The following is a 15513-nucleotide window of genomic DNA, read 5'->3' on the forward strand; positions in this document are numbered from 1 at the left end:
ATCTCATTAATCCTGCGAATAAATTTGATGCAGAAAATTTACTTGCCCTCCTTTTGCACATAAAATCCCGGGATTGATCGCACTGCGACATATCGTCACTGCTTCTACTTCTTTCAAGCCCAGAGACCTTTGCTCTCTGTTAAGGACTGCCAGCATGCCCGACTCGACAGGATTGATTGCCCACAATTGGGGCTTCGCCGTGTTTCTCCTTGGTGTCGTCGGCCTCTGCGCCTTCATGCTCGGCCTTTCCAGCCTGCTGGGTTCCAAAGCCTGGGGCCGCAGCAAAAACGAACCGTTTGAATCCGGCATGCTGCCCACCGGCGGCGCCCGTCTGCGGCTCTCGGCAAAATTCTATCTGGTCGCGATGCTGTTCGTGATTTTCGACATTGAAGCCCTCTTTCTTTACGCCTGGTCTGTGTCCGTCCGCGAAAGCGGCTGGACCGGCTTCGCCGAAGCGCTCGTTTTCATAGCAATTCTGTTGGCAGGTCTTGTCTACCTATGGCGGGTAGGGGCGCTCGATTGGGCTCCCGTTGGTCGTCGTAACCGGCAGGCGAAGCTAAAACAATGAGGCTTTGGCAATGCAATATAATCTCACCAGGATCGACCCGGATGCTCCTAACGAGCAGTACCCCATCGGCGAACGCGAAGTCGTTTCCGATCCGTTAGAAGATCAAGTCCACAAAAACATTTACATGGGCAAGCTCGAAGACGTGCTGAATGGTGCCGTCAACTGGGGTCGCAAGAACTCCCTTTGGCCGTACAACTTCGGTCTGTCGTGCTGCTATGTGGAAATGACCACCGCCTTCACTGCCCCCCACGACATCGCGCGCTTCGGCGCTGAAGTCATCCGGGCATCGCCGCGTCAGGCGGATTTCATGGTGATCGCCGGTACACCGTTTCTGAAGATGGCCCCGATCATCCAGCGCCTCTACGAGCAGATGCTGGAGCCCAAGTGGGTGATCTCCATGGGCGCCTGTGCCAACTCCGGTGGCATGTACGACATCTACTCCGTGGTTCAGGGCGTGGATAAATTCCTCCCCGTGGATGTTTACGTGCCCGGCTGCCCGCCCCGCCCAGAGGCATTTCTGCAAGGCTTGATGCTGTTGCAGGAATCCATTGGACAGGAGCGTCGTCCTCTTTCCTGGGTCGTCGGTGACCAGGGCGTTTATCGCGCCGAGATGCCGTCGCAGAAGGAACAGCGCCGCGAACAGCGTATTGCGGTGACCAACCTGCGCAGCCCCGACGAAGTCTGATCCAGTTTTTCTTTTACAAAAAGAAGCCTGAACCTGGGTTCATTCTGTACGTTGACCGATAGCGATCGAGACCTATGACTGCAGACACCGCTCTGTACATCCCGCCTCACAAGGCTGACGACCAAGAGGTCGTCGTTGAACTCCATAACCGTTTTGGCGCTGAAGCCTTCAGCGCCCAGTCCACTGTCACCGGCATGCCCGTGCTGTGGGTGCAACGCGCCCGGCTGATCGAGATCCTGACCTTCCTGCGTCAGATGCCCAAGCCGTACGTGATGCTGTACGACCTGCACGGCGTCGACGAACGCCTGCGGACCAAGCGACGTGGCCTGCCGGATGCTGACTTCACCGTGTTCTATCACCTGATGTCGATAGAACGTAACAGTGACGTGATGATCAAGGTTGCGCTTTCCGAAAGCGACCTGAGCATGCCGACCGTGACCGGCATCTGGCCAAACGCCAACTGGTACGAGCGTGAAGTGTGGGACATGTTCGGGATCGACTTCCCGGGCCACCCGCACCTGACCCGCATCATGATGCCGCCGACCTGGGAAGGTCACCCGCTGCGCAAGGATTTCCCGGCCCGTGCCACCGAATTCGACCCCTACAGCCTGACCCTCGCCAAGCAGCAGCTGGAAGAGGAAGCCGCGCGCTTTCGTCCGGAAGACTGGGGCATGAAGCGTTCCGGCACCAACGAGGACTACATGTTCCTCAACCTGGGCCCGAACCACCCTTCGGCCCACGGTGCATTCCGCATCATCCTGCAGCTGGACGGCGAAGAGATCGTCGACTGCGTGCCGGACATCGGTTACCACCACCGTGGCGCCGAGAAGATGGCCGAGCGCCAGTCCTGGCACAGCTACATTCCGTACACCGACCGCATCGATTACCTCGGCGGCGTGATGAACAACCTGCCGTACGTGCTCTCGGTCGAGAAACTGGCCGGCATCACCGTGCCGGATCGGGTCAACGTCATCCGCATCATGATGTCCGAGTTCTTCCGCATCACCAGCCACCTGCTGTTCCTGGGGACCTACATCCAGGACGTCGGCGCCATGACCCCGGTATTCTTCACGTTCACTGACCGTCAGCGCGCCTACACCGTGATCGAAGCCGTCACCGGTTTCCGCCTGCACCCGGCCTGGTTCCGTATCGGCGGCGTTGCCCACGACCTGCCCCGCGGCTGGGAGAAACTGGTCAAGGACTTCATCGACTGGATGCCCAAGCGTCTGGACGAGTACACCAAAGCGGCACTGCAAAACAGCATCCTCAAAGGTCGTACCGTCGGCGTTGCCGCGTACAACACCAAGGAAGCGCTGGAATGGGGCGTCACCGGACCTAGCCTGCGGGCGACCGGTCTGGACTTCGACCTGCGCAAGGCGCGTCCGTATTCGGGTTACGAGAACTTCGAGTTCGAAGTGCCCCTGGCCCACGATGGCGACGCCTACGATCGCTGCATCGTGCGTGTCGAAGAGATGCGCCAGAGCCTGAAGATCATCGAGCAGTGCATGCGCAACATGCCGGCCGGGCCGTACAAGGCGGATCACCCGCTGACCACGCCGCCGCCGAAAGAACGCACCCTGCAGCACATTGAAACCCTGATCACGCACTTCCTGCAGGTTTCGTGGGGCCCGGTCATGCCGGCCAACGAATCCTTCCAGATGATCGAGGCGACCAAGGGCATCAACAGTTATTACCTGACGAGCGACGGCGGCACCATGAGCTACCGTACCCGGATTCGCACCCCAAGCTACCCGCACCTGCAGCAGATCCCTTCGGTGATCAAAGGAAGCATGGTCGCGGACTTGATCGCGTACCTGGGTAGTATCGATTTCGTTATGGCCGACGTGGACCGCTAAGCATGAACAGCACGCTTATCCAGACAGACCGTTTCGCCCTGAGCGAATCCGAGCGCTCGGCCATCGAGCACGAAATGCATCACTACGAGGACCCGCGTGCGGCGTCCATCGAAGCCCTGAAAATCGTCCAGAAAGAACGCGGCTGGGTGCCGGACGGCGCCATCTACGCCATCGGTGAAGTGCTGGGCATCCCTGCCAGCGACGTTGAAGGCGTGGCGACATTCTATAGCCAGATCTTCCGTCAGCCGGTGGGCCGCCACATTATTCGCGTCTGCAACAGCATGGTCTGTTTCATCGCCGGTCACGAAGACATCGTCAGCGAGATTCAGAGCAAGCTGGGCATCGGCCTGGGTCAGACCACCGCCGACGGCCGCTTCACGCTGTTGCCGGCCTGCTGCCTGGGCAACTGTGACAAGGCGCCGGCGGTCATGATCGACGACGATACTTTCGGCAATCTGCAGCCCGCGGGCGTCGCCCCGCTGCTGGAGGGTTACGTATGACCATCACTTCCTTCGGCCCCGCCAACCTCATCACTCGCGCCCCGGAAACCCATCCGCTGACCTGGCGTCTGCGCGATGACGGCGAGCCGGTATGGCTCGATGAATACCAGAAGAAAGACGGCTACGCCGCGGCGCGCAAAGCGTTTGCGACGCTGTCGCCTGACGAAATCGTCCAGGCCGTCAAAGACTCCGGCCTCAAGGGTCGCGGCGGTGCAGGCTTCCCCACGGGCGTGAAGTGGGGGCTGATGCCCAAAGACGAATCCATGAACATCCGTTACCTGCTGTGTAACGCCGATGAGATGGAGCCGAACACCTGGAAAGACCGCATGCTGATGGAGCAACAGCCCCATCTGCTGATCGAGGGCATGCTGATCAGTGCGCGCGCGCTGAAGGCCTACCGCGGTTACATCTTCCTGCGCGGCGAATACACCACTGCGGCGGTGCACCTGCGCCGCGCGGTGAAAGAAGCCGAAGCCGCCGGCCTGCTGGGCAAGAACATCCTCGGCAGCGGGTTTGATTTCGAGCTGATCGTGCACACCGGTGCAGGGCGTTACATCTGCGGTGAAGAAACCGCGCTGATCAACTCCCTCGAAGGCCGTCGCGCCAATCCGCGCTCCAAGCCGCCCTTCCCCGCTGCGGTGGGCGTATGGGGCAAGCCGACCTGCGTGAACAACGTCGAAACCCTGTGCAACGTCCCGGCCATCGTTAACAACGGTAACGACTGGTACAAGTCCCTCGCCCGCGAAGGCAGCGAAGACCACGGCACCAAGCTGATGGGCTTCTCCGGCAAGGTGAAGAACCCTGGCCTGTGGGAACTGCCGTTCGGCCTCCCCGCTCGCGAGCTGTTCGAAGACTACGCCGGTGGCATGCGCGACGGCTTCAAGCTCAAGTGCTGGCAGCCCGGCGGCGCCGGTACCGGTTTCCTGTTGCCGGAACACCTCGATTGCCAGTTCTACGCCGGCGGCGTGGCAAAGGTCGGCACCCGGATGGGTACCGGTCTGGCGATGGCGGTGGACGACAAGGTCAACATGGTTTCGCTGCTGCGCAACATGGAAGAGTTCTTCGCCCAGGAGTCGTGCGGTTTCTGCACGCCGTGCCGCGATGGCTTGCCGTGGAGCGTGAAAATGCTGCGCGCCCTCGAGAATGGCCAGGGTCAACCGGGCGATATCGAGACGCTGCTGGGGTTGGTCAACTTCCTCGGCCCAGGCAAAACCTTCTGCGCCCACGCACCGGGCGCCGTGGAACCTCTGGGCAGCGCGATCAAGTATTTCCGGCCGGAATTCGAGGCAGGCATCGCACCGGCACGTGCGGGCGACCTCAATCAGGTCATCAGTCCGACCGTGGTCGGCGCATAACACGATAAACGGTTGGCGGCTCACAAGGTCGCCTTCCCTGCATCCGACGACGCCGCGAGGCTGTTTGAGTCGGATGGCACCGAGATTCCATTAGCCACGCCCGCTGACACCGGGCCAACGAAGAACTTTGAACCATGGCCACTATCCACGTAGACGGCAAAGCGCTCGAAGTCGATGGCGCAGACAACCTGTTACAGGCGTGTCTGTCGCTGGGCCTCGACATCCCTTATTTCTGCTGGCATCCGGCACTTGGCAGTGTTGGCGCCTGTCGCCAGTGCGCGGTCAAGCAGTACACCGACGAGAACGACACCCGTGGTCGTATCGTCATGTCCTGCATGACGCCCGCCACTGACAACACCTGGATCTCCATCGAAGACGACGAATCCAAGGCGTTTCGCGCCAGCGTCGTCGAATGGCTGATGACAAACCACCCGCACGACTGCCCGGTCTGCGAGGAAGGCGGTCACTGTCATTTGCAGGACATGACGGTGATGACCGGCCACAACGAGCGCCGCTATCGCTTCACCAAACGGACCCACCAGAATCAGGAACTGGGGCCGTTCATCGCACACGAGATGAACCGCTGCATCGCCTGCTATCGCTGCGTGCGCTTCTATAAGGACTACGCCGGCGGTACTGACCTCGGCGTGTTCGGCGCCCATGACAACGTGTACTTCGGTCGCGTTGAAGACGGCACCCTGGAAAGCGAGTTCTCAGGCAACCTGACCGAGGTCTGCCCGACCGGTGTGTTCACCGACAAGACCCACTCCGAGCGCTACAACCGGAAATGGGACATGCAGTTCTCGCCGAGCATCTGCCACGGCTGCTCAAGCGGCTGCAATATCAGCCCGGGCGAACGTTATGGTGAAATCCGCCGTATCGAGAACCGCTACAACGGTTCGGTGAACCAGTATTTCCTCTGCGACCGCGGCCGTTTCGGTTATGGCTACGTCAACCGCACGGACCGTCCACGCCAGCCGCTGGCTGAAGGCATCAAGCTGGGCCTGGACGCTGCGCTGGACAAGGCCGCTGACCTGCTGCGCGGGCGCAACATCGTCGGCATCGGTTCGCCGCGCGCCAGCCTGGAAAGCAACTTCGCCCTGCGCGAGCTGGTCGGTGCCGAGCACTTCTACTCGGGCATCGAAGCCGGTGAGCTGGAGCGTCTGCGCCTGATCGCTCAGGTGCTGAAAGACAGCCCGCTGCCGATCCCGACGCTGCGTGAAGTCGAAGAGCACGACGCCGTGTTCATTCTCGGTGAAGACGTCACCCAGACCGCTGCGCGCATGGCCCTCGGGCTGCGTCAGTCGGTGAAGAACAAAGCCGAAGACATGGCCGCTGCGATGAAAGTCCAACCGTGGCTGGACGCTGCGGTCAAAAACATCGGTCAGCACGAGCTGAACCCGCTGTTCATCGCCAGCCTGACCGACACCCGCCTCGACGACATCGCCGAAGAGTGCGTGCACGCGGCGCCCGATGATCTGGCCCGCATCGGTTTCGCCGTGGCCCACGCCATCGACCCGAGTGCCCCGGCCGTTGTCGGTCTGGACAGCGAAGCGCTGGAACTGGCCGAGCGCATTGCTGCTGCGTTGCTTGAAGCCAAGCGCCCACTGATCGTGTCCGGCGCCTCGCTGGGCTCGAACGCGCTGATCGAAGCGGCGGCGAACATCGCCAAGGCCTTGAAGCTGCGCGACAAGCAGGGTTCGCTGAGCCTGATCGTGCCGGAAGCCAACAGCATGGGCTTGACCCTGTTCGGTGGCGACTCGGTCGACGCTGCGCTGCAGGCCGTGATTTCGGGCCAGGCCGACGCCATCGTCGTGCTGGAAAACGATCTGTTCACCCGCGTTGACGCTGCGACGGTCGAGGCTGCACTGAAGGCCGCCAAAGTGGTGATCGTTGCCGATCATCAGAAGACCGCGACCACCGACCGCGCGCACCTGGTACTGCCGGCGGCAAGCTTCGCCGAAGGCGACGGTACGCTGGTCAGCCAGGAAGGCCGCGCCCAGCGCTTCTTCCAGGTCTTTGATCCGACGTATCTGGACGCGAGCATTCTGGTTCACGAAGGCTGGCGCTGGCTGCATGCCCTGCGCGCCACCCTGTTGAATCAGCCGGTTGACTGGACCCAGCTCGACCACGTCACCGCTGCCTGCGCCGCGAGCAATCCGCAACTGGCGGGCATCGTCGGTGCCGCGCCGTCTGCCGCGTTCCGCATCAAGGGCCTGAAACTGGCTCGCGAGCCGCTGCGTTACAGCGGCCGGACCGCCATGCGCGCCAACATCAGCGTGCACGAACCCCGTATGCCGCAGGACATCGACACCGCGTTCGCCTTCTCGATGGAAGGTTATTCGGGCTCTGCCGAACCGCGTTCCCAGGTGCCGTTTGCCTGGTCGCCGGGCTGGAACTCGCCGCAGGCCTGGAACAAGTTCCAGGATGAGGTCGGTGGTCACCTGCGTGCTGGCGATCCGGGCGTACGCCTGATCGAAAGCAGCGGCGACAAGCTGGGCTGGTTCGCCAACGTGCCGCGTGCCTTCTCCCCGGCACAAGGGACTTGGCAGGTCGTGCCGTTCTACCACCTTTTCGGCAGCGAAGAGACCTCTTCAAAAGCCGCACCGGTTCAAGAGCGCATTCCTCAACCGTATGTAGCCTTGGCCAAGTCCGAAGCGGACCGTCTGGGTGTCAACGAAGGTGCCTTGCTCAGCCTGAGCATTGCCGGCCAGACCCTGAGTCTGCCGCTGCGCATCAGCGAAGAACTGGGCGCAGGCCTGGTGGCGCTGCCGTCCGGTCTGGCCGGTATTCCTCCGGCGCTGTTCGGCAAAACCGTTGATGCTGTGCAGGAGGCCGCTCAATGACCTGGTTCACCCCTGAAGTGATCGACTCGATCATCGCTGTCGTCAAGGCCATCGTGGTGCTGCTCGCCGTGGTGGTCTGCGGCGCGCTGCTCAGTTTCGTCGAACGCCGTCTGCTGGGCTGGTGGCAGGACCGTTACGGGCCGAACCGAGTGGGTCCGTTCGGCATGTTCCAGATTGCTGCCGACATGCTGAAGATGTTCTTTAAAGAGGACTGGAACCCGCCCTTCGTCGACCGGGTGATCTTCACCCTGGCGCCGGTGGTGGCCATGAGCGCGCTGTTGATCGCGTTCTCGGTCATCCCGGTGACCCAGACCTGGGTCGTCGCCGACCTGAACATCGGCCTGCTGTTCTTCTTCGCCATGGCCGGTCTGTCGGTCTATGCGGTGCTGTTCGCCGGTTGGTCATCGAACAACAAGTACGCCCTGCTCGGCAGCTTGCGTGCCTCGGCACAGACTGTGTCGTACGAAGTGTTCCTCGGCCTGTCGCTGATGGGCATCGTGGTGCAGGTCGGTTCGTTCAACATGGGCGACATCGTCAAGTACCAGGCCGATCACCTGTGGTTCATCATTCCGCAGTTCTTCGGCTTCTGTACCTTCTTCATCGCTGGCGTCGCCGTGACTCACCGTCACCCGTTCGACCAGCCGGAAGCGGAACAGGAACTGGCCGACGGTTACCACATTGAATACGCCGGCATGAAATGGGGCATGTTCTTCGTCGGTGAGTACATCGGCATCATCCTGATCTCGGCGCTGCTGGTGACCCTGTTCTTCGGTGGCTGGCATGGCCCGTTCGATATCCTGCCGCAACTGTCGTTCATGTGGTTTGCCCTGAAAACCGCGTTCTTCATCATGCTGTTCATCCTGTTGCGTGCTTCGATCCCTCGTCCGCGGTATGACCAGGTGATGGATTTCAGCTGGAAGTTCTGCTTGCCACTGACCCTGATCAATTTGCTGGTGACCGCTGCGGTCGTCCTGGCGGCTCAGTGAGGATTTGACCCATGTTCAAATATATTGGCGACATCGTTAAGGGTACGGGTACCCAGCTGCGCAGCCTGATCATGGTCTTCGGCCATGGCTTCCGTAAGCGTGACACCCTGCAATATCCGGAAGAGCAGGTCTATCTGCCGCCACGTTACCGTGGCCGCATCGTCCTGACCCGCGACCCCGACGGCGAAGAGCGCTGCGTGGCCTGCAACCTGTGCGCCGTAGCATGCCCGGTGGGTTGCATCTCGCTGCAGAAGGCCGAGAGCGACGACGGTCGTTGGTACCCGGAGTTCTTCCGCATCAATTTCTCGCGTTGCATCTTCTGCGGCATGTGTGAGGAAGCTTGCCCGACCACCGCGATCCAGCTGACACCGGATTTCGAGATGGCCGAGTTCAAACGTCAGGATCTGGTGTACGAGAAGGAAGATCTGCTGATCTCCGGCCCCGGCAAGAACCCTGATTACAACTTCTACCGCGTTGCGGGGATGGCCATCGCCGGCAAGCCGAAAGGCGATGCACAGAACGAAGCCCAGCCCATCAACGTCAAGAGCTTGCTGCCTTAAGGAAGAAAGATGGAATTCGCTTTCTATTTCGCATCCGGCATCGCTGTGGTGGCCACCCTCCGGGTGATCACCAACACGAACCCGGTGCACGCCCTGCTCTACCTGATCATTTCGCTGATCGCCGTGGCCATGACCTTCTTCAGCCTCGGCGCGCCGTTCGCCGGTGCCCTTGAAGTCATCGCCTATGCTGGCGCCATCATGGTGCTGTTCGTCTTCGTGGTGATGATGCTGAACCTGGGCCCGGCCTCGGTTCAACAAGAACGCGCCTGGCTCAAACCCGGCATCTGGCTCGGCCCGATTCTGCTGGGCGGCCTGCTGTTGGCGGAGTTGATCTACGTGCTGTTTGCCAACTCCACCGGCGCCTCCATCGGTCACACCACGGTGGACGCCAAAGCCGTCGGCATCAGCCTGTTTGGCCCTTACCTGCTGGTTGTCGAACTCGCCTCGATGCTGCTGCTTGCGGCAGCCGTGACGGCGTTCCATGTCGGCCGTAACGAGGCGAAGGAGTAAAGCCATGAACTCAGCAATCCCTCTGGAACATGGTCTGGCGGTCGCCGGCATCCTGTTCTGCCTCGGCCTGGCGGGCCTGTTGGTACGCCGCAACATTCTGTTCGTGTTAATGAGCCTGGAAATCATGATGAACGCAGCCGCGCTGGCCTTTGTGGTCGCGGGCAGCCGCTGGGCACAGCCTGACGGCCAGATCATGTTCATTCTGGTGATCAGCCTTGCCGCAGCCGAGGCCAGTATTGGCCTGGCGATCCTGCTGCAACTGTATCGCCGCTTCCACACGCTCGATATCGACGCTGCCAGCGAGATGCGCGGATGAACCTACTCTTTCTGACTTTCGTATTCCCCCTGATCGGTTTCCTGCTGCTGTCGTTCTCGCGCGGCAAATGGTCGGAAAACCTTTCAGCCCTGATCGGCGTAGGTTCCATTGGCCTGTCAGCCATCGTTGCCGCGTACGTGATCTGGCAATTCAACGTCTCACCACCGGAAGGCGGTCATCTGACCATGGTGCTGTGGCGCTGGATGTCGGTGGACGGCTTCGAGCCCAACTTCGCCCTGTATGTCGATGGCCTGTCCATCACCATGCTCGGTGTGGTGGTCGGCGTCGGCTTCCTCATTCACCTGTTCGCCTCGTGGTACATGCGCGGTGAAGACGGCTACTCGCGCTTCTTCGCCTACACCAACCTGTTCATTGCCAGCATGTTGTTCCTGATCTTGGGCGACAACCTGCTGTTCATCTACTTCGGTTGGGAAGGCGTGGGCCTGTGCTCGTACCTGTTGATCGGTTTCTATTACAGCAACCGCAACAACGGCAACGCCGCACTAAAAGCCTTCATCGTGACCCGCATCGGCGACGTGTTCATGGCCATCGGCCTGTTCATTCTGTTCCAACAACTGGGCACGCTGAACATTCAGGAATTGCTGGTTCGTGCGCCACAGCACTTCAAGGTCGGTGATTTCTGGATCGTGCTGGCCACGCTGATGCTGCTGGGCGGTGCGGTCGGTAAATCCGCGCAACTGCCGCTGCAAACCTGGCTAGCAGACGCAATGGCCGGTCCTACCCCGGTGTCGGCACTGATCCACGCCGCGACCATGGTAACCGCAGGCGTTTACCTGATCGCACGGACCCACGGCCTGTTCATCCTCGCTCCGGACATCCTGCATCTGGTCGGGATTGTCGGCGGCGTGACCCTGGTACTGGCGGGTTTCGCCGCACTGGTGCAGACCGACATCAAACGTATCCTCGCCTACTCGACCATGAGCCAGATTGGCTACATGTTCCTGGCGTTGGGCGTGGGCGCCTGGGACGGCGCGATTTTCCACCTGATGACCCACGCCTTCTTCAAGGCGCTGCTGTTCCTCGCGTCCGGTGCGGTGATCGTTGCGTGCCACCACGAGCAGAACATCTTCAAGATGGGCGGCCTGTGGAAGAAACTGCCACTGGCCTACGCCAGCTTCATCGTCGGCGGCGCTGCGCTGTCGGCCTTGCCGCTGGTCACCGCGGGCTTCTACTCCAAGGACGAAATCCTCTGGGAAGCCTTCGCCAGCGGCCATCAGTACCTGCTGTATGCAGGTCTGGTCGGTGCGTTCATGACCTCGCTTTACACTTTCCGCCTGATCTTCATCGCCTTCCACGGCGAAGCGAAGACCGAAGCCCACGCCGGCCACGGGATTTCCCACTGGTTACCGCTGGGTGTGTTGATCGTACTGTCGACGTTCATCGGCGCCTGGATTCATCCGCCACTGGCCGGCGTGCTGCCGGAAAGCGCGGGCCATGCGGGCGGCGAAGCCAAGCACAGTCTGGAAATCGCCTCGGGCGCCATCGCTCTGGCCGGTATTCTTCTGGCGGCGGTGCTGTTCCTCGGCAAGCGTCGTCTGGCCACTGCCATCGCCAACAGCGGTCCGGGTCGTTTCCTGTCGGCATGGTGGTTTGCGGCCTGGGGCTTCGACTGGGTATACGACGTGCTGTTCGTCAAACCTTACCTGGCAATCAGTCGCCTCCTGCGTGCCGACCCGCTCGACCACACAATCGGCCTGATTCCGCGTCTGGTCAAAGCCGGTAACGGCTTGATGACCCGCACCGAAACCGGTCAGCTCCGTTGGTACGCCGCTTCGATCGCCGCAGGTGCCGTACTGGTACTCGGCGCGATTGTGCTGGTCTGATGAGTCGATCTGACATGAACCTTGCGACTTACGAAAAGGAATTGAGCCCGTCATGATTCTGCCTTGGCTAATCCTGATCCCCTTCATTGGCGGCCTGCTGTGCTGGCAAGGTGAGCGCTTCGGCCCTACCCTGCCGCGCTGGATTGCGCTGTTGACCATGTCTCTCGAGACGATTCTTGGGCTGTGGGTCTGGAGCACCGGTACGTTTACCTATGCTCCCGCTCCGGGCGCCGATCCGACCTGGGCCCTTGAATTCAAGCTTCAGTGGATCCAGCGCTTCGGCATCAGCGTGCACCTGGCGCTCGATGGCCTGTCCCTGCTGATGATTCTGCTGACCGGCCTGCTGGGTATCCTCTCGGTACTCTGCTCGTGGAAAGAGATTCAACGTAACGTCGGCTTCTTCCACCTGAACCTGATGTGGATCCTGGGCGGCGTCGTTGGCGTGTTCCTCGCCATCGACCTGTTCATGTTCTTCTTCTTCTGGGAAATGATGCTGGTGCCGATGTACTTCCTCATCGCACTCTGGGGTCACAGCTCGGCAGACGGCAAGAAGACCCGGATCTACGCAGCGACCAAGTTCTTCATCTTCACTCAGGCCAGCGGCCTGATCATGTTGGTGGCGATCCTGGGTCTGGTGCTGGTGCACTTCAACCAGACGGGCGTGATCACCTTCGGTTACGCGGACCTGCTGAAAACCAAGCTGTCCCACGGCACCGAATACATCCTGATGCTGGGCTTCTTCATCGCTTTCGCGGTCAAGCTGCCGATCGTGCCGCTGCACTCCTGGTTGCCTGACGCTCACGCCCAGGCGCCGACCGCAGGTTCCGTGGACCTGGCGGGCATCCTGCTGAAGACCGCTGCGTATGGTCTGCTGCGTTTTGCCCTGCCACTGTTCCCGAATGCTTCGGCCGAGTTCGCACCAATCGCGATGGTGCTGGGCCTGATCGGTATCTTCTACGGTGCCTTCCTGGCCTTCGCCCAGACCGACATCAAGCGCCTGATCGCGTTTTCCAGCGTTTCCCACATGGGCTTCGTGCTGATCGGCATCTACTCCGGCAGCCAGCAGGCGTTGCAAGGTGTCGTCGTTCAGATGCTCGCTCACGGTCTGTCGGCTGCCGCGCTGTTTATCCTCAGCGGCCAGCTGTACGAGCGCCTGCACACCCGCGACATGCGCGAAATGGGTGGTCTCTGGAACAAGATCGCGTACCTGCCGGCCATCAGCCTGTTCTTCGCTGCCGCCTCGCTGGGCCTGCCAGGGACCGGTAACTTCGTTGGCGAATTCCTGATCCTGATTGGCAGCTTTGTCAGCTCGCCATGGATCACCGCCATCGCCACCTCCGGCCTGGTGTTCGGTTCTGTCTACTCGCTGATCATGATCCACCGTGCGTACTTCGGCCCGGCCAAATCCGACGCGGTCTACAAAGGCATGGACGGTCGGGAATTGATCATGGTGCTGGGTCTGGCGGTGTTGTTGATTCTGCTGGGCGTCTACCCGCAACCGATCCTCGACACCTCCTCGGCGACCATGCATGGCGTGCAGCAATGGCTCGGCACCGCCTTCACTCAACTCGCTTCGGCCCGGTAAGAGCGCTATGGACCTGACGATTCAACACTTTATTGCGCTGGCGCCGCTGCTGATTACCAGCATCACCATTGTGGTGGTGATGCTGGGCATCGCATGGCGTCGCAATCACTCGCAATCATTCCTGCTGACGGTAGCGGGACTCAACCTGGCTTTGCTGTCCATCTACCCGGCGCTGAAAGTTGCGCCGCTGGTGGTCACGCCATTGCTGCAAATCGACAGCTTCGCCTGCCTCTACATGGGCATCATCCTGGTGTCCACGCTGGCTTGCGTCACCCTGGCTCACGCCTACCTGGGTGAAGGCAAGGCGGGCTATCCGGGTAACCGCGAAGAACTTTACCTGCTGATCCTGATGGCTGCGGCCGGTGGCTTGGTACTGGTCGCTGCACAACACTTGGCAAGCCTGTTCATCGGTCTGGAACTGCTGTCGGTGCCGGTCTACGGTCTAGTGGCTTACGCCTTCTTCAACAAGCGTTCGCTGGAAGGCGGCATCAAGTACATGGTGCTGTCAGCCGCCGGTTCGGCTTTCTTGCTGTTCGGTATGGCGCTGCTGTATGCCGAATCCGGCAGCCTGGGTTTCAGCGAGATCGGCAAGGCTATCGCGGCCACCGGTATGCCAAGCCCGATCGCCAGCCTGGGTCTGGGCATGATGCTGGTGGGTCTGGGCTTCAAGCTGTCGCTGGTGCCGTTCCACTTGTGGACACCGGACGTGTACGAAGGCGCCCCTGCCCCGGTGGCGGCTTTCCTTGCCACGGCCAGTAAGGTCGCGGTGTTCGGTGTGCTGGTTCGCCTGTTCCAGATCTCCCCGGCGGCCACCAGTGGTGTGCTGACCGACGTGATGTCGGTCATTGCCGTGGCGTCGATCCTGGTCGGTAACCTGCTGGCCCTGACGCAGAACAACCTCAAGCGTCTGCTGGGCTATTCGTCGATTGCGCACTTCGGTTACCTGATGATCGCGATGGTGGCGAGCAAAGGCATGGCCGTCGAGGCGATCAACGTTTATCTGGTGACGTACGTGCTGACCAGCCTGGGCGCGTTCGGCGTGGTCACGTTGATGTCGTCACCGTACAGCGGCCGCGATGCCGATGCGATGTTCGAATACCGCGGCCTGTTCTGGCGTCGTCCGTACCTGACGGCGGTGCTGACCGTGATGATGCTGTCCCTGGCCGGTATCCCGCTGACGACTGGCTTCATCGGCAAGTTCTACATCATCGCGACGGGCGTCGAAGCACACCTGTGGTGGCTGACCGGTTCGCTGGTCGTGGGCAGCGCCATTGGTGTCTTCTATTACCTGCGTGTGATGGTGACGTTGTATCTGCAAGACTCGAAGATCCAGCGCCACGACGCCCCGTTCAACTGGGCGCAGCGTGCAGGTGGCGTGATGCTGTTGGGGATCACGCTGCTGGCGTTCTTCCTGGGCGTGTACCCGCAACCGCTACTGACCCTGGTGGGCCATGCGGGTTTGTGATGAGTGAGTGATGCAAAAAAAACCCTGCTCTAGAGCAGGGTTTTTTTATGGCTTTGGCTTTAGTACTTTGGAAGAGCCGAGGATCAAGAGCGTCGGCCTAACGGCCTAACGGCCTCGGTTTCGCCTTCGGCGAGTTACTTGGAAAAGCACCCCAAGTAACCAAGGGTGCTTGCTCTCGGTTAGGCCCTTCCTTCGTCAGGGTTCCCTCACTTCGACGACGCTCCGTGGGCCCGCGCCGAACGGACATCCATGTCCTAACGGCGCTCTCGCGGCATCCATGCCGCTCGGCCCGCTCCGCGTCGTCTGCGTTCGGCCTGCACCCAAGTCGCGATGGATGTCGTCTGGACTGGCTTTGTATGAAGATCAAGATCAACAGCTTCCCGGCTAAAGCCGGTCCTACTGACCGTGCGCGAATACCTGTAGGACTGGCTTTAGCC

At 60.9% G+C, this 15513-nt stretch carries 13 protein-coding genes; all 13 read left to right on the plus strand.

Annotated elements, in window-relative coordinates:
* Positions 1 to 154 precede the first annotated feature (154 nt).
* Positions 155 to 568: an NADH-quinone oxidoreductase subunit A gene (locus tag IFT99_RS20020; protein ID WP_037008823.1), complete on the plus strand. Its 414-nt coding sequence runs from the start codon at positions 155 to 157 to the stop codon at positions 566 to 568.
* 10 nt (positions 569 to 578) lie between these two features.
* Positions 579 to 1253, plus strand: a complete 675-nt coding sequence (locus IFT99_RS20025) for a NuoB/complex I 20 kDa subunit family protein (RefSeq protein WP_065989126.1) — start codon at positions 579 to 581, stop codon at positions 1251 to 1253.
* 74 nt (positions 1254 to 1327) lie between these two features.
* A complete protein-coding gene (gene nuoC / locus IFT99_RS20030; RefSeq protein ID WP_108122805.1) occupies positions 1328 to 3109 on the plus strand; it encodes an NADH-quinone oxidoreductase subunit C/D in 1782 nt (593 codons plus the stop codon).
* Positions 3110 to 3111: 2 nt separating this feature from the next.
* Positions 3112 to 3609 carry an NADH-quinone oxidoreductase subunit NuoE gene (nuoE, locus tag IFT99_RS20035; protein ID WP_065989124.1) on the plus strand — a complete coding sequence of 166 codons (498 nt, stop codon included), beginning with the start codon at positions 3112 to 3114 and terminating at the stop codon, positions 3607 to 3609.
* Complete coding sequence (nuoF, locus tag IFT99_RS20040; RefSeq protein WP_065989122.1) at positions 3606 to 4964, plus strand: NADH-quinone oxidoreductase subunit NuoF; 1359 nt, start codon at positions 3606 to 3608, stop codon at positions 4962 to 4964. The genes nuoE and nuoF overlap by 4 nt, the downstream gene beginning before the upstream one ends.
* Positions 4965 to 5098: 134 nt before the next feature.
* Positions 5099 to 7810: an NADH-quinone oxidoreductase subunit NuoG gene (nuoG, locus tag IFT99_RS20045; RefSeq protein WP_192134590.1), complete on the plus strand. Its 2712-nt coding sequence runs from the start codon at positions 5099 to 5101 to the stop codon at positions 7808 to 7810.
* Positions 7807 to 8796: an NADH-quinone oxidoreductase subunit NuoH gene (gene nuoH, locus IFT99_RS20050; protein ID WP_037008811.1), complete on the plus strand. Its 990-nt coding sequence runs from the start codon at positions 7807 to 7809 to the stop codon at positions 8794 to 8796. Before nuoG ends, nuoH begins: the two co-directional genes overlap by 4 nt.
* An 11-nt stretch (positions 8797 to 8807) precedes the next feature.
* Positions 8808 to 9356, plus strand: coding sequence for an NADH-quinone oxidoreductase subunit NuoI (nuoI, locus tag IFT99_RS20055; RefSeq protein ID WP_065989118.1), 549 nt, complete (start codon positions 8808 to 8810; stop codon positions 9354 to 9356).
* Positions 9357 to 9365: 9 nt separating this feature from the next.
* Positions 9366 to 9866 (plus strand): NADH-quinone oxidoreductase subunit J, encoded by a 501-nt coding sequence (gene nuoJ, locus IFT99_RS20060; RefSeq protein ID WP_037008804.1) that lies wholly within the window; start codon positions 9366 to 9368, stop codon positions 9864 to 9866.
* Between the two features lie 4 nt (positions 9867 to 9870).
* Positions 9871 to 10182, plus strand: a complete 312-nt coding sequence (gene nuoK, locus IFT99_RS20065) for an NADH-quinone oxidoreductase subunit NuoK (RefSeq protein WP_065989117.1) — start codon at positions 9871 to 9873, stop codon at positions 10180 to 10182.
* Positions 10179 to 12026 (plus strand): NADH-quinone oxidoreductase subunit L, encoded by a 1848-nt coding sequence (nuoL, locus tag IFT99_RS20070; protein ID WP_108122801.1) that lies wholly within the window; start codon positions 10179 to 10181, stop codon positions 12024 to 12026. Before nuoK ends, nuoL begins: the two co-directional genes overlap by 4 nt.
* A 52-nt stretch (positions 12027 to 12078) precedes the next feature.
* The gene (gene nuoM, locus IFT99_RS20075) at positions 12079 to 13611 is read left to right on the plus strand and encodes an NADH-quinone oxidoreductase subunit M (protein WP_065989114.1); all 1533 of its coding nucleotides are present in this window, start codon (positions 12079 to 12081) and stop codon (positions 13609 to 13611) included.
* 7 nt (positions 13612 to 13618) lie between these two features.
* Positions 13619 to 15076 (plus strand): NADH-quinone oxidoreductase subunit NuoN, encoded by a 1458-nt coding sequence (gene nuoN, locus IFT99_RS20080; RefSeq protein WP_074892029.1) that lies wholly within the window; start codon positions 13619 to 13621, stop codon positions 15074 to 15076.
* Positions 15077 to 15513 lie beyond the last annotated feature (437 nt).

The sequence above is a fragment of the Pseudomonas sp. CFBP 8772 genome (assembly GCF_014841665.1).
In the GTDB taxonomy this organism is placed as follows: Bacteria; Pseudomonadota; Gammaproteobacteria; order Pseudomonadales; family Pseudomonadaceae; genus Aquipseudomonas; species Aquipseudomonas graminis_B.

Excerpts from the sequence above, each read along its gene's own strand:
- nuoG (WP_192134590.1), top strand. The coding sequence starts at position 5,099 with ATGGCCACTATCCACGTAGACGGCAAAGCGCTCGAAGTCGATGGCGCA.
- nuoN (WP_074892029.1), top strand. The coding sequence starts at position 13,619 with ATGGACCTGACGATTCAACACTTTATTGCGCTGGCGCCGCTGCTGATT.
- nuoM (WP_065989114.1), top strand. The coding sequence starts at position 12,079 with ATGATTCTGCCTTGGCTAATCCTGATCCCCTTCATTGGCGGCCTGCTG.
- nuoE (WP_065989124.1), top strand. The coding sequence starts at position 3,112 with ATGAACAGCACGCTTATCCAGACAGACCGTTTCGCCCTGAGCGAATCC.
- nuoC (WP_108122805.1), top strand. The coding sequence starts at position 1,328 with ATGACTGCAGACACCGCTCTGTACATCCCGCCTCACAAGGCTGACGAC.
- nuoI (WP_065989118.1), top strand. The coding sequence starts at position 8,808 with ATGTTCAAATATATTGGCGACATCGTTAAGGGTACGGGTACCCAGCTG.
- IFT99_RS20020 (WP_037008823.1), top strand. The coding sequence starts at position 155 with ATGCCCGACTCGACAGGATTGATTGCCCACAATTGGGGCTTCGCCGTG.
- nuoJ (WP_037008804.1), top strand. The coding sequence starts at position 9,366 with ATGGAATTCGCTTTCTATTTCGCATCCGGCATCGCTGTGGTGGCCACC.
- IFT99_RS20025 (WP_065989126.1), top strand. The coding sequence starts at position 579 with ATGCAATATAATCTCACCAGGATCGACCCGGATGCTCCTAACGAGCAG.
- nuoL (WP_108122801.1), top strand. The coding sequence starts at position 10,179 with ATGAACCTACTCTTTCTGACTTTCGTATTCCCCCTGATCGGTTTCCTG.
- nuoK (WP_065989117.1), top strand. The coding sequence starts at position 9,871 with ATGAACTCAGCAATCCCTCTGGAACATGGTCTGGCGGTCGCCGGCATC.
- nuoF (WP_065989122.1), top strand. The coding sequence starts at position 3,606 with ATGACCATCACTTCCTTCGGCCCCGCCAACCTCATCACTCGCGCCCCG.
- nuoH (WP_037008811.1), top strand. The coding sequence starts at position 7,807 with ATGACCTGGTTCACCCCTGAAGTGATCGACTCGATCATCGCTGTCGTC.